This window comes from Micromonospora sp. SCSIO 07396, assembly GCF_053667945.1.
This window is the reverse complement of the sequence record NZ_CM132210.1, coordinates 6,179,622-6,197,825: the sequence shown is the minus strand read 5'-3', so window position 1 is coordinate 6,197,825 and position 18,204 is coordinate 6,179,622. Positions and strand designations below refer to the sequence as shown.

Genomic DNA, 18,204 nt, shown 5'->3' with positions numbered 1-18,204 from the left:
TCAACCCAGCCAAAGGCCGGCACCGGCGACGAGCAAATCCTGCTTGCGGCGTTCGTAGTCCGGGAGGGCGCGCTCAACGGTGGCCCAGAACGCGGGTGTGTGCTGGGGGTGGGCGATGTGGGCGAGTTCGTGGACGAGCACGTAATCGACAAGGCTGGGCGGAAGTTGGAGGGTGGCCCAGTGGATGTTGAGCCGGCCCTGGCTCCCGAGCGAGCCCCACCGGTAGCCCAAGTCGCGGACGTCGAGGGCTGACGGGTGCAGGTCCATCCGTTCGGCCCAGGGACGCAGCCGTCCGGGCAGCCACTGCCGTCCGCGGTCGCGATACCACCCGATTAAAGCCGTGCGAGCCTGCCCGGTGCCCGTTCGCGGTAGGACGATGCGCCCGCGTTCCATCCGGACTCGGTCGCTGTCCCCGATCAGCAGGCGGTGGCTGCGGCCGAGGTAGGCGAAGCCTTCCCCGTTGACGAACTCTTTCGCTGGCTTGGCGGACAACAGCAGGTCTTTCTCGGCAAGCCTGCGGTAGACCCACATGCGTTTGGAGTGCGCCCAGGCGGCGAGCGCGTCGGCTGGGCAGCCGGCCGGGACGTGGAGTTGCAGGGAACCGTCGCGGTCGACGGTGATCCCGACCGTGGCGCGTCGCGGTGACTCGGTGACCTCGAACTGGAGGTCCCCGATGAGCATCGTGTCGGGCAGCGCCTCGGCCACGGTCACGGCGAGGACACCAATCGATGGTGGTTGTGTTTGGCCAGTTCCAGGAGCTGATCGGCAAGCGGGCGCAGCCAGGCGTAGTCGAACAGGTCGCTGCCGTCTTCCAGGCGGGTATCGTCCAGCCGTTGGATGACCTTGCGACGCAGCTGTTCGCGTTTGTGCGGGTTGTCCCAGAAGCCGACCAGTCGTATGTCATCCCTGATGACGTGCACGACGTCGATGGTCGCCTGCCGCAGCGGGCCGGCGCGTTCGGCGGTGACCGGCAGGTCGTGCTCGGCGAGCGCTTGGGCGATCAGGTCGCGGAAGGGCGCTTCCGTGTTGCGGTCCAGGCCGTCGGTGGCCTCTGTTCGGCCGGCAGTGACCACCGGCAGGAAGTCGGCCAGGGCCAAGGCGAGCTGCTCCCACTGGTCTTTCAGCTCGGTCAGGACATGTTCCAGATGTTCGGACAGCCGCTGGTAGTGCGCGGGGTCGCTGTCCATGTGCTCGCTGATGTGGTGGCGGATCGCGTGTTCCATCTCCGACGCCTTGGCGCGCGGGCTGGTCAGCCCGCTCACCTTCTCGGCGTAGTCGGCGGCGGTGATGGAGATCGGCGGGATCTTCTGCTCGATGCCCAGCGCCTGGACGTGGGCGTCGATGAGCGCCCGTACCTTTTCGCCGTACACCCGCACGTCGAACAGGGTGTGGTCGCGGAAGCGGCGGCGGGCCAGGTGGGCGATGGTGCCGAACGCCTTCGCGTCGGCCACGTACGGCAGGGCCTTCTCTGACGGCAGCACAATCTCCATGCTGCGTGTGAACGCCTTCAGCGCGGTCTCGAACCGGGCTCGTAGCCGCTCATCGGCCAGGGCTTCCACACAGGCGTCCTGCGCAGCCGCGGTGCTGAAACCGCGCATCGGCGCGAAGAGTTGGCGTACGGCTTCGTGCGCGGCAGCCAGCCGGGGCACCTCGTCGTTGAGGCTGGTCAGCGCCCCTTCGATGTCGTCCGCGGCGTACGCCTCCAGCGCCTGCGCCAGGTGGTGGGAGACTCCGTAGTAGTCCACCACGTAGCCCACCTGCTTGCCCGGCGCTGTCCGGTTGACCCGGGCGATGGCTTGCAGCAGGTCGGCCTCGCGGATTGCCTTGTCTAAATAGAGCACCTGTTCGCGGGGGGCGTCGAAGCCAGTCAGCAGCATCGCGTTGACGATCAGCATGGCGACCGGGCTGGTCTGCACGGCCGGCACGCCGGCCATCGGCAGTTTTCTGGTCTTGAAGTCCTCGATGACCTGGTCGTGGCCGCTGGTCCACTGCGCGATGTCGGACTCGTCGTTCTGCGTCGCGGAGATCACCGGGACGAAATCGAGCTGTGCGATGACGTCGCGGTACGGCCACGCCCGCACCATCTCGGCCCGCTTTGCGGGCAGCCGGTCGATGCGCTCCAACGCGTCCGGAGATTTCCACACCGGATCGAGGGCGTCCAAGTCGGCGACGAGGGCGTCGCGGGCCGCCAGCAGCGCGGTGCGGTAGCGGACCGTGGCCCTCCGGCTGGTGGCAACCACCTGCGCCTTGAGCCCGTTGGGCAGCACCGTGCCGACGTAGTGCCGCAGCATGTTCTTCGCCTTGGCGGCGATGAGCTGTTCGGCCTCGGCGACGTGCCGCTTGGTGGCGTACCGCTGCTTGAGCTGCTCGGTCTGCTCCGGGGTCAACCCGTACAGGTCGATGAACTCGTCGATGTCGTCGGCGTCGGTGACGCCGCCGCGGGTGGTGCGGCCCTCGTACACGATCGGCACGGTCGCGCCGTCGGCCTCGGACTGGCGGATGTCGTACCGATCCAGGTAGTCCCCGAAGATCGCGTGGGTTTTGGGCTTATCACCCATGATGATCGGCGTGCCGGTGAAGCCCACCCGGGCGGCGTTGGGCAGCGCCTTGCGCAGCGCCGCGTGCAGAGTGCTGGCGTGCGACCGGTGCGCCTCGTCGACCAGCACCAACACCTCGGTGGACGGGTCCAGCTCGCCGATGTTCTTCAGTAGGGCGTCGTCGGTCTTCTTCGCCTCCGGGTTGCGGTACTTCTGGATCATCACGAAAACTAGCGCCTTGCCCGGCGTGCCCAGCATCTGCTTGGCCCCGGCCACCCGCGTCGCGGTCCGTACCGTCTCGCCGGTCAGTTCGGCGGTCGCGGCGAGCTGTTTCTGCAGGTCCTTGCGGTCGGTCACCACGACGACCTTGAACCCGACCAGGGCAGGGTGCGAGCGCATCGCTCGAACCAGGAACACCATCGTCAGGCTCTTGCCAGACCCCTGGGTGTGCCAGATGATCCCGCCGCGCCGGTCGTGCTCTCCGTCCTGGGCACGGGTCGGTCCGGTGACGAGACGGTCGATGGTCGCGCCTACCGCCCGGTACTGCTGGTAGCGCGCGATCACCTTGATCTTGTGCTCCTCGGGCTGCATGAACAGCGTGAAATGCCGTACCAGATCCAGCAGCCGAGCCGGGTGCAACATGCCCGCGACCAGGCGCTGCTGCGGCGACAGCCGCGCCACACCGAGCTCGGCCTCGACATCCTTTTCTGGTACCGGTGCGGTCGTCTTCCACTCCGCGTAGTGCTCGGCCAGCGAGGTGAACGTGCCGACCTTGGCCTCCTCGAAGGAGGTCGCCACCACGAACTGGTTGGTGTGGAACAGTCGCTCGCTGCCCTCCGGCTCGACTGAGCCGCGCTGGTTGGCGTAGCGGCGCAGCTGCTCAACCGCGTCACCAACCGGGTTTGGCTTGGTGGGCGACTTCGCCTCGATCACGACCAGCGGGATGCCGTTGACGAACAGGACAGCGTCGAGATAGATCGGCGTACGGCTGCCGGGCGGATCGACCCGGAACTGGTTGACGACCATGAAGTCGTTGCGGTCTTCGCTCTTCCAGTCGATGAAGTGGACGGTACGGGCGCGCCCGCCGTCCCAACCGTCCACACCCTCCACCGTTACGCCGAGCAGGAGCTTCTCGGTCAGCTCCTCGTTGACCTCCAGTAGGGAGGTGGCCTGGGGCCGGGTGATCTGCGAGATCACCTGGTTGATCCGGCCATCGTCGAGCCATTCGTTGCCGTCGTCGTCCAGGTTGATCCGGCGCAGCGCGGCACCGAGTCGGCCGAGCAGGAGTACATCGCGGAAGCTTTCCCGCCCTGTAACGCCCGGCGGGGACGACTGCGTGCACTCGACGTGCCGCCAGCCCATCCCGCGAAGCTGCGTGACCAGCGGCAGTTCGACCCGCTCGTACTCCGACCCCGAACTCACGTCCTACGCCTCCGCCGCCTTCACCCGTACTCGCCCGGTCAGCAGGTCCTCCATCATTCCCTGCTTGAGCACCCGCAACTTTGCCAGGTGCCGCCGCCCTGTTTCGACCCGTTCGTTAACCGCCGCCAGACGCGTGACGATAGCCCGTTGCTCCTTCACGGAAGGACAAGGCACGGCAAGTGATCGGATTTCCTCCTGGCTGATATTCTTCATACTCCCGCTGCTGCCGGTGCCACTGCTCTCGATCTGACGACGCAAGAATGGCATGGCGAGTGTGCGGGCGAGGTACAGCGCGTTAGCCTTGTCCGACTTGACAATTAGCCTCAAAGTTTTGTCGCTCAGCATTAAATTCGGACGGACCTCGGCGACATGACAGGCGAGACCAACGAGTTCTGGCGTGTTTGCGCGACTAATCAGAAGGTCCCCCGGCCGAACTTCGATTCGTTTATCGAAGTAGCGCCGATCGGTTACGACCTTGTTTTCGTTTGCCTCGAAACCGTAGCTTCGTATGGCGCTTACCTTTAGCACTCCCCACTCGTCGTGTTTAGCGGGTCGGTCGGGAACGTTCGGACTCCTGCCGGCCTCAATATCGAAGAGCAGGTCACCTAATGGGCGTAGTCTCCACCGGGCTCCCCCTTCTCCAATCAGTTCATGTGCGAGAGCCTTCTCGACCTGACACACCTTAACGATCTGCCGCTCGGTGGAGCGGACCGATTCGTCCACCGAGTCCAAGATCTCCGCGATCCGCCGCTGCTCTGGGTGCGGTGGCACGGGAACGGGAAGAGCCTTTAGCTGGCGCGAATTGATCGTATATAGACCTGAGCTTGTGGCACACATTCTCGACCAGTATTGCTGGACATCATTTGAATTCATCCAGGCGGAAGCGAAATTTGGATCGAGCGAACGGGAACGAAGCCTAAAGAGGTGATTCTGATACAGGAGCCCACTGGCGGCATTGTCCACCATTGCGCACCGTCCGATTTCCTTCGGATTGGCGTGACCCTCCACGATCAGGAGATCGCCTGTCTTGGTGGCGCGATTACGCGCCTCTCCCGGCGAGGATTCGAGATGCGACACCTCAGAAAGGTCGATTCGGCCGCGTTGCACGTTGCCGACACGGAGGTATGGGGTGGCATTCTTGCGTGGCGCGCGATGGGGGCCAAGTGCTATCCCGGGATACACATCAAATAATGCGGAAACGTTCGACCAGTACCAGGGCGGCGGCAAGCTACGCATATCCCAAGTCCTTGAAGTAGGTGTTCAGCTGAGCGGTGGCCGCATTTCGTTGCGCCTCGACCTGGTCGAAAGAGATGGCGTACTTGTCCCACCAATTTTCTAGACATGCGACGAGTGTCCGACTGTGGGCCGCGACGCATCGGTCGAGGTGGGTGGCCAGGTGCTCCCACCAGATGCCGAGAACGAGGTCTTGTTCTTCGATGTCAGTGAGAGCGGTACGGGCCTTCTCGAGTTTCGCAGTCAAGGCTGCCTGGAGTTCCTTGTGCCGGCGCTTCACCCTGGTTAGGTCAGCCCGGAGGCGTTTCAGTTCAGCTGGGCTGAGCATCTCTTCGACATCACTCGCGTCACTGTCGTCACCAATAGACCTGGCTGCCGCGATCTGAGACTCCAGTGATTGCTGTTCCAACTCCACCGATGACAGCTCTTCCAGGTACTCCGGGACCAGCCGTAGCGGAAGCGAGTGACTGTACGGGGCGTCGGCGCCGAGAGAACTTTCGATAGTGATCATCCAGCTATCAACCACGCCTCCGAAGCCATGGCTGACGAGCGTGCGCAAGTTGTATTGGTCCTCGTCCCACCAGCGGACGATGACGCCGGCGATCTGGAAGCGGTCGAGCAGACCGACCGGCAGTAGCGCGGTCGTGAACGACTCGATGAGTTCGGTACGGGCCGCCATCAGCCGCTTGGTCGACGGCAGCTCGATGACGAGCTTGCGGTGCTCCTCCCACCACGCCCCTTGGGCGGCAGCCAGTTCGGCTTCGCGGGAGCGTACCCCGGCATGGTCGGTGACCAGCGCGGCAAGCGCGGCGTGGTCGACATCGGGGGCGAAGTCGTAGTAGGCGTTGTCGCGGTCGACGAAGACCGCCTCGGGGGTGAATCCGTGCGCGGCGAACAGGTCGGCCTTGTTGGCGACCTCGGCCTTCGGCACGCCGCCGTGCAGGTGGGCGCGAACGTCGTGCGGCTCTGGCGGCGGGGCGTTGTCGGCGTACCGGCGGATGTTGAGGTTGTCGTCGTTGTCGCGCAGCTCGTCGCGCATCACCACCCGGGCGTAGCCGGGGATCTCGGCGAACGCCTCGTAGGCGTACACAATCTTCTCGATGTGCTCGGGCAGCAGGTAGTTCTGCGCGCGGCCGGCGCTGTATTCGTGGTCGGCGTTGATGAACAGCACCCTGCCAGCCCGCTCGGCCGGTTTGGATCCGGGGGCGCGCAGCACGAGCACGCAGGCGGGGATGCCGGTGCCGTAGAACAAGTTCGGCGCCAGGCCGATGACCGCCTCGATGATGTCGTCGTCGAGCAGGTTGGTACGGATCTCCCGCTCGGCGCCGCCCCGGAACAACACCCCGTGCGGCATGACGGTGGCAGCGACACCCTTGGCCTTCAGCACGGCCACCATGTGCTGCACAAACATCAGGTCGGCCTTCTTGCCCCCCTCGGGGGCCCAGCCCCAGCGGAAGCGGTTGCTGTAGCGCATGCCGTCCTGCGAGTAGTTCAGCGAGAACGGTGGGTTGGACAGCACCCGGTCGAACAGGTCGAGTTGCCCGCCGTGCGCGTGGCGGGGGTTGGCTAGGGTGTCGTCGTTCTCGATCTTCGCGTCGGGGATGCCATGTAGCAGCAGGTTCATTTTCGAGATGGACCAGACGCTGCCAGCGTTCTCCTGCCCGGCGAGGACCAGGTTGCGCGGGTTGCCGCCGTGCTCCTCCACATACTCCTTGGTGTGGATCAGCATGCCGCCGGAGCCGGAGCACGGGTCGTAGACGCTCATACCCTCTTCAGGCTTCACCAGCCGGACCATCATGCGGACCACGGCGCGCGGGGTGTAGAACTCGCCGCCCTTCTTGCCGGCCGAGTCGGCGAACTCCTTGATCAGATACTCGTACGCCGCGCCGAGCAGGTCGGGGAACTCGAAGTCCTCGGTCCGCAGCCGGTACCGGCTGAAATGCGTAATCAGGTCCCGTAGCCGTTTGTCCGGGATGCGCGAGTTGCCGACCTGCCGGTTGAAGTCAATGTGCTGGACCACCCCTTCGAGGGACTCCGGGTTGGCATGCTCTAGCGCGGCGAGCGCCTTGTTGATCTGGTCGCCGACGTTGTCGTGCAGCCGGCGCAGATGGTCCCAGCGGGCGATGGACGGGACAAAAAACGCCTCACGGTACGACTCGGGCTGTTCGGCCCGGTGCTCGGCCTCGGCTTGCCCACGGGACTTAAAGCGCTCCAGAACGCGTTCCCGCTCGGCGTCGAACATGTCCGACGCGCGCTTGAGGAACAGCATCCCGAAGATGTACTCCTTGAACTCGGAAGCATCCATCTTGCCGCGCAAGATGTCCGCCGCCGCGTACAGGTGCCGCTCCAGCTGGGGCAAGGTCAACTTCCGCACGTGTCTTCTCTCCATCCGCGCACGATCGCCAGCGCGCGACCCAGCCTAGGGCTGCCGTGCGGCGCACGGGTGGACCGCACCCCCACCTCGGCGCGCTACGCTGCTCCGCCGCAGCGCGAACCAGGAACGCGGGTGGCGCTGCCGATACCGGCCGGAGCGGACAGCGGGCACGATATGTGCGTGCGGATGCTGGTTCTGGGCGGCTCGTGGTTCGTGGGCCGGGTAGTGGTGGAGGACGCGGTCCAGCGCGGACCTGAGGTGACCGTGTTCCACCGCGGCCTGTCCAATGCGCCTCCCGCTGGCGTGCGGGTGATCCGAAGGGACCGTGAGAACACCGACGACCTACGGCGGCTGGCTCGGCAGGGGCCGTGGGACGTCGTGGTCGACGTGGCCGGCAGCGTTCCGGCGGTCGTGAGCGCCTCGGCGAAGATCCTGGCCGACGTGGTGGAGCGGGTGGTGTTCGTTTCGACGATCTCGGCGTACCGGGACTGGCCGCACGCACCGGTGGACGAGGGCTCGGCATTGTGGGATTGCGATCCGGATCTGGACCCGGGTACCCGTGCCTGGAATCCGGACGCGTACGGCCCACTGAAGGTCGGGTGCGAGCTCGCGTGCCGCCGCGCCTTCGGCGACGATCGGCTACTGATCCTGCGCCCGCATGTTGTGCTCGGCCGCTACGAATACGTGGGACGCTTGCCGTGGTGGCTGAGCCGGATGCGACGTGGCGGTCGGGTCCTCGCACCCGACCCGGACCGGTCGATCCAGCCGGTTGACGTACGCGACCTGTCCCGCTTCCTGCTCGACCTGGTCGACGCTGGGGCGGCCGGCGTCTTCAACGTCGCGGCGCCTCCGGGCGGGGAGACCTATGGTGACCTGCTGCGCGCCTGCGCACGCGCCGTAGCCGACGAGGCGGTGGAGCCTGCCGAGTTGGTGTGGGTGGATGAGGACTGGTTGGTCGCCCAGGGGGTGAGGCAGTGGACCGAGTTGCCGCTGTGGCGGAACGCGGCTGCGCCGTGGGGCATGAACGTCGACCGGGCGGTGGCGGCGGGGCTTCGTACCCGGTCGTTGATGGAGACGGTGGCTGACACGTGGGAGTGGCTCGCCGGTGGTGGTGAGCCGGTGGCGCATGAGCGCTTCGCGGAGCATGGCCCACCAGCTCCGTACGGCGTTGGCCGATGCCGGGCTGCCCGAGGACACCGACGTCCTGGTCGCCAACGACTGGCAGATCCTCGGCATCGGCTACGACACCCCCGAGCAACTCGAACTCGCCTCCGCGATCGGTGATCGCATCCGCACGACCCGACAGCAAGCCAGGAAGGAACCCCGATGAACGCCACCCCCGAACGGCTGTGGAGCGTCACCGACGTCTCAGCGTTCCTTTGAATCCCGGTCGGCACCCTCTACCAGTGGCGGCACCGCCGGATCGGTCCCCGCGCCTCCCGGGTCGGCCGGCACCTCCGATACGACCCTGCCGATGTCCGCGCCTGGTTTGACCAGAGGGCGGCCTGACATGCCTATTGATGACCTGTGGTATCTGACCAAGCGCGGGCCGGACAAGAAGCGGCTCCCGTCGAAGCGACACGGCCGGGGCAAGCGGTGGCGGGTGCGCTACGCCGACGGTGGCGGTGAGCCTCGGGAGCGCCTGTTTGAGCGCAAGGTCGACGCGGAAGCCTTCGACCTCGAATGCCGTTCGGGCGTGGCGGCGGAGGTAAAGACCAGGCGTGAGACGGAGCGGCTGACCTTCGCCGAGTACGCGCAGCGGTGGAGGGAAGCGCGGGAGTCGGGCTGGGCCACGGAGACGCGACGGCGCATCCCGCAGAACCTGCGCAAGCACCTTTTGCCCGTCTTCGGTGCGAGGCCGATACGCTCCATCAACCTGACTGACGTGCTGGCATGGCTCAGCCGCCTACTCGATGACGGAACGCCGAAGTCGTCGGTCAGCCTGTACTTCGGCCTGTTCAAGACCATCATGAACGCCGCTGTTGTCGACAAGGTGATCCCCGACAACCCGTGCAACGGCGTGAAGCTTGCCCAGATCCTGCGCGGTCTGTCGCGGGCACCGAAGTGGGTCCCGACCGGTGATCAGGTGCTCAAGCTCGTCGAGGTGGTCCCGCGCCGGTACCGGGCCGCCATCTGGCTGGGAGCGGGGGAAGGGCTTCGCCTCGGTGAGGTACTGGGCATGGAACACGGCCCGCGCTGCGCGGACTTCGACCGTGGAGAGTTGCATGTCGTCCAGCAGCTGCGGCACTCTCCGGAGCACTTTGGCGGCTTCTACCTCTCGACACCTAAGAGCGGTTCCACCGGCACCGTCGACCTGGACGCGGTCGTCGCCGAGGAACTAACCGCCCACGTCAGCGACGTCGGCCCCGTCGAGTTCGTCCTTCCCGACATCACTGCGGGGGAGCGGCGGACTCGTTCGGTCGCCCTTCTGTTCACCTCGTCCCGGGGGAAGCTGCTGACCGACACCTACTGGTCGGAGCTGTGGGCGGGCTGGCGCGAATCCGCCGGCTGGCCGAAGGAGGGCACCTTTCACTGCCTGCGCCACTTCTTCGCCACCACCCTGATGAGTAATGGTGTCGAGCCCTAGGAGGTGCAGAACGCGCTCCGACACGCCAACCTGCGGATCACGCTGGAAACCTACGTCCACTGGATGCCAAAGAAGGACCGGCCGCGTGGCCTGGTCGGTGGCCTCCTGCGGAACGCAGACAGCACACGGCGGGAACCTCGCGCCGACCAACATTCGAGCTGAGTTGTGCCCTGGCTGTGCCCGATGATCTTTGTTTGGCGCGTTCCCAGCTCAGAGGCGGTCAAGAGTGGGCCGCCAGGGACTCGAACCCTGAACCTAAGGATTAAAAGTCCTCAGCTCTGCCATTGAGCTAGCGGCCCGTTCGCCCACAGGTTACCCGACCACGCCCTCCCGGTCGGGTACGCCTGCGGGCAGCCCTGACGGCCGGGCTCCCGTCGCCCACCTCACCCGGCAGCCGGTTCCCGGGTGTCGGCCGGTACGACCATGGGCGCTCCGGTGACCGGGTCGGGGACGACCTGGTTCGACATCCCGAACACCTCGGCGACGAGCCCGGCGTCGACCGTCGACGCCGGATGTCCCTCGGCCACGATCCGGCCGTCGCGCATCGCCACCAGGTGGTTGGCGTACCGGGCGGCGTGGTTGAGGTCGTGCAGCACGGCCACCACGGTGCGTCCCCGGGTGACCAGGCGGTGCAGCACGTTGAGCACGTCGATTTGGTGTGCCACGTCCAGGTAGGTGGTGGGCTCGTCGAGCAGGACGAGGGGCGTCTCCTGGGCGAGCACCATGGCGATCCAGGCCCGTTGGCGTTGCCCGCCGGAGAGTTCATCGACCCGCCGGTCGGCCAGGTCGTTGGTGCCGGTGGCGTCGAGCGCCGACTCGACGGCCTCCTCGTCGGCGTGGGAGAAGCGGCGCAGCACCCGCTGGTGGGCGTAGCGGCCCCGGCCGACCAGTTCGCGGACGGTGATCCCCTCGGGCGCGGTCATGGTCTGCGGCAGCAGCGCGATCCGCCGGGCACGTTCCTTGGCCGGCAGGGTGACCAGGTCCGATCCGTCGAGCGTGACCCGGCCCCCGGCGGGGCGGAGCAGCCCGGACAGCGCCCGCAGGAGCGTCGACTTGCCGCACGCGTTGGGCCCGATGAGCACGGTGAACGAGCCGTCGGGCACGGCGAACGACAGGTCGGCGCTGACGGTCCGTTGGTCGTACCGGAGGGTGACGTTCTCGGCCCGTAGCCGCGCGGTCAGCTGGTCGACCATCGGGTCCTCCTGATCTCGTGGACGAGCAGCCAGAGCAGGTACGCGCCGCCGAGGGTGACCGTGACCACCCCCACCGGCACGGTCAGCGGGATCACGTGCTGGGCGATCAGGTCGGCGCCGAGCAGCAGCAGCGCCCCCACCCCGGCGGTGGTGGCGAGCGGTAGGCCGGGTGCCCGGACGAGCCGGCGGGCGATCTGCGGGGCGGCCAGGGCGACGAAGGAGATCGGGCCGGCCACTGTGGTGACGGCGCTGACCAGGGCGACCGCGATGACCACCAGGAGGGCGCGGTTGCGCTCGACCGCGACTCCGCTGGCGGCGGCGACGTCGTCGCCCAGTTCGAGCTGGGCCAGGGCCGCCGCCCACAGCGGGGTGACCGCCAGCAGCACCAGGATGATCGCGGCGGCCGGCCAGACCACGTCGGCGGTGGCGGTGTTGAGCGAGCCGGCACCCCAGGCGGCGGCGAAGAGTGCCGTCTCCAGGTCGGCGCGCAGCAGCAGCCAGGTGTTGGTGGCGGCGAGCATCGAGGAGACGCCGACCCCGACGACGATGAACCGGAACCCGGAGAGCCCGTCCCGGTAGGCGAGCAGGTAGATCGCCAGCGCGGCGAGCAGGCCACCGGCCAGGGAACCGAGCATCAGCAGGTGCCAGCCGCCGCCGAGCAGCAGCAGGGCGATCAGCATGCCGGTGAACGAGCCGTTGGCCAGGCCGATGATGTCCGGGCTGGCCAGCGGGTTGCGGGTGATGGTCTGGAAGATCGCCCCGGCGACGCCGAGCGCCGCGCCGAAGGCGACGGCGGCGGCGATGCGGGGCAGCCGCCACTCCAGCACGACGGTACGGGTCAGGCCGTCGATCCGGCCGCCGAGCACGCCGAGCACCTCGTCGAGGCGCAGCGGGAAGTCGCCCAGCCAGAGGCCGACCACCGCCAGCGCCGCGACGACGAGCGCGGCGGCGGCGCAGACGGCGGCTTCGCGTACGCCGATGGTCACGTGCCGGTGGTCGGCGCCGAGCAGCAGCCGGCGACCTCCGGCGGTGCGGCGGACCGGCCGGTTCACAGCGCGGTCGCCCGTCGGCGTCGGGCCAGCGCGATCAGCATCGGCGCGCCGACGAACGCGGTGACGATGCCGACGGGCATCTCGCTGGGCAGCACGGCGATCCGGCCGAGCACGTCGGCCAGCAGCACCAGCATCCCGCCGGCCAGCAGCGACCCGGCGAGGATGCGGCGCTGGTCGGTGCCGACGCCCCAGCGCACCAGGTGCGGCACCACGAGCCCGACGAACGAGATGGGGCCGGCGATGGCGCTGGCCCCGCCGGCGAGCAGGGTCACCGCGCCGAGCACGAGCAGCCGGGTCCGGACCAGGCTGACGCCCTGGGCGGCGGCCAGGTCGGGGCCGAGCGTCAGCGCGTTGAGGCTGCGGGCGGCGACGAGCGCGGCGAGCAGCCCGGCCACGATCAGCGGCAGCACCGGCAGCACCACTGCGGTGTCGCGTTCGAGCAGGCTGCCGGCGTTCCAGCCGCGCATCCGGTCGAAGGTGTCCGGGTGGGTGAGGGTGATCCCGGTGGTCAGGCCGGCCAGCACGGCACCGGTCGCCACCCCGGTCACCAGCAGCCGGGTCGGGGTGGCCCGCAGGTCGGCGGCACCGCCGACGGCGTACACGGCGACGGCGACCAGGAGCGCGCCGAGCAGGGCGAGCCACATGTAGCCGGCCGGCGAGGTGATCCCGAAGAAGGCGATGCCGGCGGCGACGAACGCGGCGGCGCCGGCGTTGACGCCGAGGATGCCCGGTTCGGCGAGCGCGTTGCGGGTGAACGCCTGCATCAGCGCGCCCGCGACGCCGAGACCGGCACCGACCAGCAGCCCGGCGAGGGTGCGCGGGAGGCGCTGCCCCCAGACGACGTACTGCGCGGTGTCGCTGCCCGCGCCCCGCAGCGCCGCCCAGACGTCCGCCGGGGGCACCGGGTTCGCGCCCACGAAGACCGACAACACCACCGACCCCACGAGTACGACGACCGCGCCCACCAGCCACCGCCGGGTGGTACGACGACGCGCGGTACGGCCGCTGTCCGGCCGTACCGCGCGGGCGGGTGTGGTGGCGGTCAACGCGACGCGGTGAGGATGCGTTCGAGGTCGTCGAGGACGGCCTGCCCACCGACCGTGCCGACCCCGGTGATCCAGAACGACTGGTCGACGAGGTGCAGGCGGGGGAAGGCGGCGGCGTTGGCGGTGACCGAGGCGGGGATGGTGCTGCGGTCGTTGACGTCGACGGTGGTGACGAAGACGTGGTCGGCCTTGGCCTCCAGCACCCGTTCCGGGGAGACGTCGACCGAGATGGAGTTCTCCCAGTCGCGCTTCGGGGTGGTGAAGCCGACGCACTCCAGCGCGCTGCCGGCGAACGAGGTGGGCCCGTAGAGGGTGAGGACGCCGTCGCGGGGACGGATGAGCTGCGCGGTCTTCCCGGCGGTGCCGAACTTCTCGGCGATCTCCGCGCACCGCTGCCGGAAGCTGGTGAGGAGCTTGTCGGCGGAGTCCGCGCCGCCGAGCGCGGTGGCGGTGAACTTCACGTTGTCCTGCCACGGGTCGGCCTGGGACGCCATGAACACGGTCGGCGCGACGTCGGTGAGCTGGTCGTAGAGGGCGGAGTGCCGGGACTCGGTGCCGATGATCAGGTCGGGTTTGAGGGCCGCGATCTTCTGCACGTTGGGTTCCTGGACGGTGCCGACGGTGCTGATGCCGGCGGCCTTGTCGCCGAGGTACTTGGGCACGCCGGCGGCCTCGCTGAGCACGGCCGCGCCGACCGGGGTGAGCTCCAGGGCGACGGCGGTGTCGAGCTGGACCGGTTCGAGGACGACGACCCGGGTCGGCTTGTCCGGCACGGTGGTCTTGCCGCGTGCGTGTTCGACGGTTCGGGTGTCGCCGACGCTGCCCGCCGGGTCGGAGTCGTCGGAGCCGCAGGCGGCCACGGCGAGCACGGCCGCCGAGGCGACGGTGAGGGCGAGGAGACGTCGGCGGATTGTTCGAGGGGTCGGCGTACGCATGGTGCAGGTTCCCGTCTGGCTACTGACAGTGACTAATCACGGCGATTTTTAGGTTAGCATTACCTAATCATCGATCTCTTCGCGGGCCGGTCGGTCATGCCAGTAGCCCTGGGTGTGCACCTGATCCGGATCGATGTGCGCTTCGGTGAACAGTCGGCGCAACACGGCAATATTGCTACTCTCCGTAGCTGCCCAGGCGTAGAAGTCCGTTCCCGCCGTCGCCGCCGTACGGCCGTCGTCGGCCAGCCAGTCGGCCACCAGCCCGGTCAGCGTCGTCCCGCCCCGGGCGTCGCCCCGCAGCCGCACCTCGACCCGGTGGCCGGCGGTCACGTCGTCGAGGGTGCCGGCGTCCGCCGCGTCGCCGGCCTCCAGCAGGACCGTCGCCCGTACCCCCGGGCCGAGGCCGGACAGGATGCCGCGCACCGCCGGGTACGCCGTCTCGTCCGCCGCGACCAGCACCCGCGTCGCCGGCCCCGGCTCCCACTGCACGCCGTACCCGGGTTGGCCGGCCGCCACGTGCGGGCCCGACAGGAGCAGCCGGTCACCCGGCCGGGCCGCCGCCGCCCAGCCGCTCGCCGGGCCGTGCGGCCGATGCAGGTAGAAGTCCAGGTCCAGCTCGCCCGCCGCCGGCCGGGTCCGGTACGCGGTGTAGCTGCGCAGCCTCGGGCGCACATCGCCGGGAATGGACCGCCACTCGCGTCGCCACGTCTGCTCGGGCAGCCCCGCCCGCAGCTCGGCCGGATAGCCGCCGTCGACCGGCAGCATGATCTTGATGCGCTGGTCGAGGTGGTGCGGGGCCATCTCCCGCAGCCGCGCGTCGCCGAGCGTCACCCGGACGAACCCGGGCGACAGCCGCCGGGTCGCCGTCACCGTCGTCGCGAACAGGACGTTGGGCGAGTTGCCGAATGCTGACATGCCGGCAGAGGCTAGCGTGCCTGATCCGGGCAGCTCACCGCCCCGTCACACCCCCGGGGGCTGCGGCGTTTCCGGTACTCGGCCAGCCGATCGGCAAGAATCCGCACAACATTGACGGTGACCATGGCGATGGCTCAATCTGACGCCGGCCGGGTCGAAAGATCCGGGCTTTCCCCGCGTCGGCGAAGGAGTTCAGATGCCACACATCACGCTCAATACCGATGAACCCGGAATTCGCGGTCTGTTCCGCTTCCGGCCAGAGACGGCGTTGCCGCTGAACGGCCTGGTGGAGGCGCTGCTGTGTGGCCCGGGCACCCTGACCCGGGGTGAAAGGGAACTCATCGCAGCCTATGTGTCGGGCCTCAACGAGTGCCGGTACTGCTACTCGGCTCACGCGGCGTACGCGGCGGCGCAACTCCCCGAGGGCATGCCCCTGGTCGAGCAGGTGCACGACGACGTCGACAGCGCGCCGGTGTCGGCCAAGATGCGCAGGTTGCTGGACGTGGCCGGCGCGGTGCAGCGCGGTGGCCGGGAGGTCACCGCAGACCTGGTGGCCGCAGCCCGGGCCGAAGGGGCCACCGACGTGGAGATCCACGACACCGTGCTGATCGCGGCGGCGTTCTGCATGTTCAACCGCTACGTCGACGGGCTGGCCACCGTCCTGCCTGACGACCCGGACTTCTACACCGACCGCGCGCAGCGGATCGCCGCCCACGGCTACCTCGGCGTGCTGCAACAGGAGGTCATCCACGAGTGACCGGCCCGGCGGGCCCGGCAGGTCGGTGGGTGCCGCCACGGCGGACCGTCACCGGGCCTGCCGGAGCGCGTCGGCGAGTTCGGTGGCCGTCGTCGCGGTGACCCGGGGTTGGTCGACGAGCATCTCGTCGATCACCTCGGCCAGCCGCGCCGGAACGGCCCCGGTCCGCTGCCGGACGGGCACCGGCCGGGTCCGCAGGACCACCGCGACCGGGTCGGCCCCGGCGGGGAAGTCCCGGGGCGTCGCCCCCGTCAGCATCCAGTAGAGACAGGCGGCGACCGCCCAGAGGTCCACCTCCGGGCGGGCGTACCGGTAGTCGACCAGTTGGGCGCGGGGCTGGAAGGCGAGGCTGCCGCCGGTCGCACCGGTCCCGGTGTGCCCGGACAGGCCCGCCTTCTCGAACGCCTTCGCCAGCCCGAAGTCGGCGACCTTGGTGACGGTCCCACCTGCGGGCCCGGTGCCGAGCAGGAGGTTGTGCGGGGTGACGTCCCGGTGCACCAGCCCATGGGCGGTCCGGGTCCGGCCGTCGGCCAGCACGACCGCGAGCTCCGCCCGGTGGGCGTAGGCCAGCGCGTCCAGCGCGTCGAGCGTGATCGGCAGCGCCTCGTCGACGGTGAGCCGGCCACCACGCCGGGTCACGAACTCGGCGACACTGCCACCCGGGCAGTACTCACAGGTGAAGAAGAACGCGGAGTCGGCCGCGCCGCTGCCGTGCAGGGCGACGATGTTGGGGTGCCGCAGCCCGCGGGTGCAGGCGATCTCGCGGCGGAAGGCGTCCCGCGCGGCGGGGTCCACCGCCCGGTCGGCGAGCAGCGTCTTCAGGGCGACGAGCCGGCCGGACGGCTCGTGTCGGGCCAGGTAGACGACGCCGTGACCGCCGCGTCCGAGCTCCCGCAGCACCCGGTGGTCGGTGAACCCCTCCATGTCGGGGGCCCCGTGCGCGGCGGCCGCCGCCAGCGCCGGCAGCGCCAGGTCCTGGTCCTGCCCGGCGGGCCCCCACGACCCGTCGTCGGTCGGGTCGACGGTCAACGTCGCCAGCCCGATCCGCACCTCGGCACCGGCCGCCAGGAGCCGCGCACCGTCGACGGGTCGGCCGTCGAGCCAGGTGCCGTGCCGACTGCCGAGGTCCCGTACCCACACGTGCGGCGGGTCGACGTCGAGCCGGCAGTGCCGGCGGGAGACCCGCCGTTGCCCGTCGTCCACCCGGATCCCGCAGTCGGCGGCCCGCCCCACCACGACCGAGACGGGCCGGGGGAAGACGTACGTGTCGACGGTTGACCCGGCCCGGACGGTCACCGTGACCGGTGGCGGAACCGGTGCCGACCCGGTGGGTCGCCCGGCCGCTGCGTCGTCGGTGTCCACGCCCGGCTCCCCGGTCAGTCGACCAGCGCCACGTACAGCGGGCTGCCCAGCAGCACGGTCATGCCGGGCCGCCCGTCGAGTTCCGGGTACGGGCTGGGTCCGTGGAGCAGCCGTTTGGCGAGGAACTCGACGTTCTGGGTGGGCCCGCGCAGGCGGCTGCCGGCCTGGTGCACCGAGGCCAGCGCCGCCACCTCGGCCGGGTCCGGCCCGTCCACCGTGTCGTGCGGGGTGTCAGGCACCGGTTCGGCCCCCTCGTCGACGAGCCCGGCGAGCAGCGCCGGCATCGTGGACGATCCCGCGAACCCGCGTGCGGTGGACTCGGCCGTCGCGCTCCCGCCGACGAGGTGGAACGGTGACCCGCCGAGCCCGACGACGGTGTCGTCGGTGCGGCCACCGAAGTAGACCAGCGACTGCTCGCCCGTGGTCGGGACGACTCCCCACCGCATCGGCAGCAACCCCCTGAAGAACTGCCCCGGCTCGTCCACGGAGCCGACGTCGGCGTGCTCGTCCAGGTAGCGGGTGACCCGTTCCAGGCGGGCCAACCGGTCGGTGCCGGGGTTCTCGACGCTGCGTTTCACCCCGACGACGGTGAGGTTCACACTGAACTCGGCGGCCCGCCTGCGCTGGTGACCCGGGTCGATCTGGGACAGCAGCATGTCCACCTTGGCGTCGCTGACGTAGAGGTAGTAACGAAAACTCACGGTCACTCCCTGACGACGCGGTCCGACCCCCGAGGTTACCGTCCGCGACCAACCGACAGTTGTCCCGTACGCCGGCGGGTGCCAGGCTCA

Annotated in this window: 13 protein-coding genes, 1 tRNA gene and 3 pseudogenes; 5 read left to right on the top strand and 12 right to left on the bottom strand. The window is 69.1% G+C overall.

The window, feature by feature from the left end; translation table 11 throughout:
* From ACWCHM_RS27210 to ACWCHM_RS27195, 4 genes are read right to left on the bottom strand one after another with little or no spacing between them, the layout of a single operon-like run.
* A complete protein-coding gene (locus tag ACWCHM_RS27210; RefSeq protein WP_454220368.1) occupies window positions 1–711 on the bottom strand; it encodes a M48 family metallopeptidase in 711 nt (236 codons plus the stop codon).
* On the bottom strand, window positions 708–3,959 hold the full coding sequence (locus ACWCHM_RS27205; protein WP_454220366.1) for a type I restriction endonuclease subunit R: 3,252 nt from the start codon (window positions 3,957–3,959) through the stop codon (window positions 708–710). Before ACWCHM_RS27205 ends, ACWCHM_RS27210 begins: the two co-directional genes overlap by 4 nt.
* 3 nt (window positions 3,960–3,962) lie before the next feature.
* On the bottom strand, window positions 3,963–5,195 hold the full coding sequence (locus ACWCHM_RS27200) for a restriction endonuclease subunit S (RefSeq protein WP_454220364.1): 1,233 nt from the start codon (window positions 5,193–5,195) through the stop codon (window positions 3,963–3,965).
* On the bottom strand, window positions 5,188–7,566 hold the full coding sequence (locus tag ACWCHM_RS27195; RefSeq protein WP_454220363.1) for an N-6 DNA methylase: 2,379 nt from the start codon (window positions 7,564–7,566) through the stop codon (window positions 5,188–5,190). The genes ACWCHM_RS27200 and ACWCHM_RS27195 overlap by 8 nt, the downstream gene beginning before the upstream one ends.
* Window positions 7,567–7,740: 174 nt before the next feature.
* Between ACWCHM_RS27195 and ACWCHM_RS27190 the strand changes: the two are divergent.
* The 4 genes and pseudogenes from ACWCHM_RS27190 to ACWCHM_RS27175 form a co-directional block, all read left to right on the top strand.
* Window positions 7,741–7,992: pseudogene (locus ACWCHM_RS27190) on the top strand (NAD-dependent epimerase/dehydratase family protein); the annotation flags it as partial.
* A gap of 721 nt (window positions 7,993–8,713) precedes the next feature.
* Window positions 8,714–8,896: pseudogene (locus tag ACWCHM_RS27185) on the top strand (replication initiation protein); the annotation flags it as partial.
* Window positions 8,893–9,075 (top strand): annotated as a pseudogene (locus ACWCHM_RS27180) (helix-turn-helix transcriptional regulator). The pseudogenes ACWCHM_RS27185 and ACWCHM_RS27180, both read left to right, overlap by 4 nt.
* Before the next feature lies 1 nt (window position 9,076).
* A complete protein-coding gene (locus tag ACWCHM_RS27175; protein ID WP_454220362.1) occupies window positions 9,077–10,153 on the top strand; it encodes a tyrosine-type recombinase/integrase in 1,077 nt (358 codons plus the stop codon).
* A gap of 227 nt (window positions 10,154–10,380) precedes the next feature.
* On the opposite strand, the gene ACWCHM_RS27170 is transcribed toward ACWCHM_RS27175, so the two are convergent.
* The 6 genes from ACWCHM_RS27170 to ACWCHM_RS27145 form a co-directional block, all read right to left on the bottom strand.
* Window positions 10,381–10,452: transfer RNA gene (locus tag ACWCHM_RS27170), tRNA-Lys, on the bottom strand.
* A gap of 84 nt (window positions 10,453–10,536) precedes the next feature.
* Window positions 10,537–11,334 (bottom strand): ABC transporter ATP-binding protein, encoded by a 798-nt coding sequence (locus ACWCHM_RS27165; RefSeq protein ID WP_454223189.1) that lies wholly within the window; start codon window positions 11,332–11,334, stop codon window positions 10,537–10,539.
* Window positions 11,331–12,398 (bottom strand): FecCD family ABC transporter permease, encoded by a 1,068-nt coding sequence (locus ACWCHM_RS27160; protein ID WP_454220360.1) that lies wholly within the window; start codon window positions 12,396–12,398, stop codon window positions 11,331–11,333. Before ACWCHM_RS27160 ends, ACWCHM_RS27165 begins: the two co-directional genes overlap by 4 nt.
* On the bottom strand, window positions 12,395–13,444 hold the full coding sequence (locus ACWCHM_RS27155) for a FecCD family ABC transporter permease (RefSeq protein WP_454220358.1): 1,050 nt from the start codon (window positions 13,442–13,444) through the stop codon (window positions 12,395–12,397). Before ACWCHM_RS27155 ends, ACWCHM_RS27160 begins: the two co-directional genes overlap by 4 nt.
* On the bottom strand, window positions 13,441–14,379 hold the full coding sequence (locus ACWCHM_RS27150) for an ABC transporter substrate-binding protein (RefSeq protein WP_454220357.1): 939 nt from the start codon (window positions 14,377–14,379) through the stop codon (window positions 13,441–13,443). The genes ACWCHM_RS27155 and ACWCHM_RS27150 overlap by 4 nt, the downstream gene beginning before the upstream one ends.
* A 63-nt stretch (window positions 14,380–14,442) precedes the next feature.
* Window positions 14,443–15,294 carry a siderophore-interacting protein gene (locus ACWCHM_RS27145; protein ID WP_454220355.1) on the bottom strand — a complete coding sequence of 284 codons (852 nt, stop codon included), beginning with the start codon at window positions 15,292–15,294 and terminating at the stop codon, window positions 14,443–14,445.
* Between the two features lie 196 nt (window positions 15,295–15,490).
* Between ACWCHM_RS27145 and ACWCHM_RS27140 the strand changes: the two genes are divergently transcribed.
* Window positions 15,491–16,051: a carboxymuconolactone decarboxylase family protein gene (locus ACWCHM_RS27140; protein WP_204958574.1), complete on the top strand. Its 561-nt coding sequence runs from the start codon at window positions 15,491–15,493 to the stop codon at window positions 16,049–16,051.
* A 48-nt stretch (window positions 16,052–16,099) separates the two neighbouring features.
* Here the strand turns inward: ACWCHM_RS27140 and ACWCHM_RS27135 are convergent, their stop codons facing one another.
* Both ACWCHM_RS27135 and ACWCHM_RS27130 read right to left on the bottom strand, forming a co-directional pair.
* On the bottom strand, window positions 16,100–17,413 hold the full coding sequence (locus tag ACWCHM_RS27135) for a protein kinase domain-containing protein (protein ID WP_454220354.1): 1,314 nt from the start codon (window positions 17,411–17,413) through the stop codon (window positions 16,100–16,102).
* Window positions 17,414–17,427: 14 nt separating this feature from the next.
* Entirely contained in the window at window positions 17,428–18,114 is a 687-nt protein-coding gene (locus tag ACWCHM_RS27130; protein WP_454220352.1) for a DUF7019 family protein, read from the bottom strand.
* Window positions 18,115–18,204 lie beyond the last annotated feature (90 nt).

Excerpts from the sequence above, each read along its gene's own strand:
- ACWCHM_RS27200 (WP_454220364.1), bottom strand. The coding sequence starts at position 5,195 with ATGCGTAGCTTGCCGCCGCCCTGGTACTGGTCGAACGTTTCCGCATTA.
- ACWCHM_RS27175 (WP_454220362.1), top strand. The coding sequence starts at position 9,077 with ATGCCTATTGATGACCTGTGGTATCTGACCAAGCGCGGGCCGGACAAG.
- ACWCHM_RS27150 (WP_454220357.1), bottom strand. The coding sequence starts at position 14,379 with ATGCGTACGCCGACCCCTCGAACAATCCGCCGACGTCTCCTCGCCCTC.
- ACWCHM_RS27145 (WP_454220355.1), bottom strand. The coding sequence starts at position 15,294 with ATGTCAGCATTCGGCAACTCGCCCAACGTCCTGTTCGCGACGACGGTG.
- ACWCHM_RS27140 (WP_204958574.1), top strand. The coding sequence starts at position 15,491 with ATGCCACACATCACGCTCAATACCGATGAACCCGGAATTCGCGGTCTG.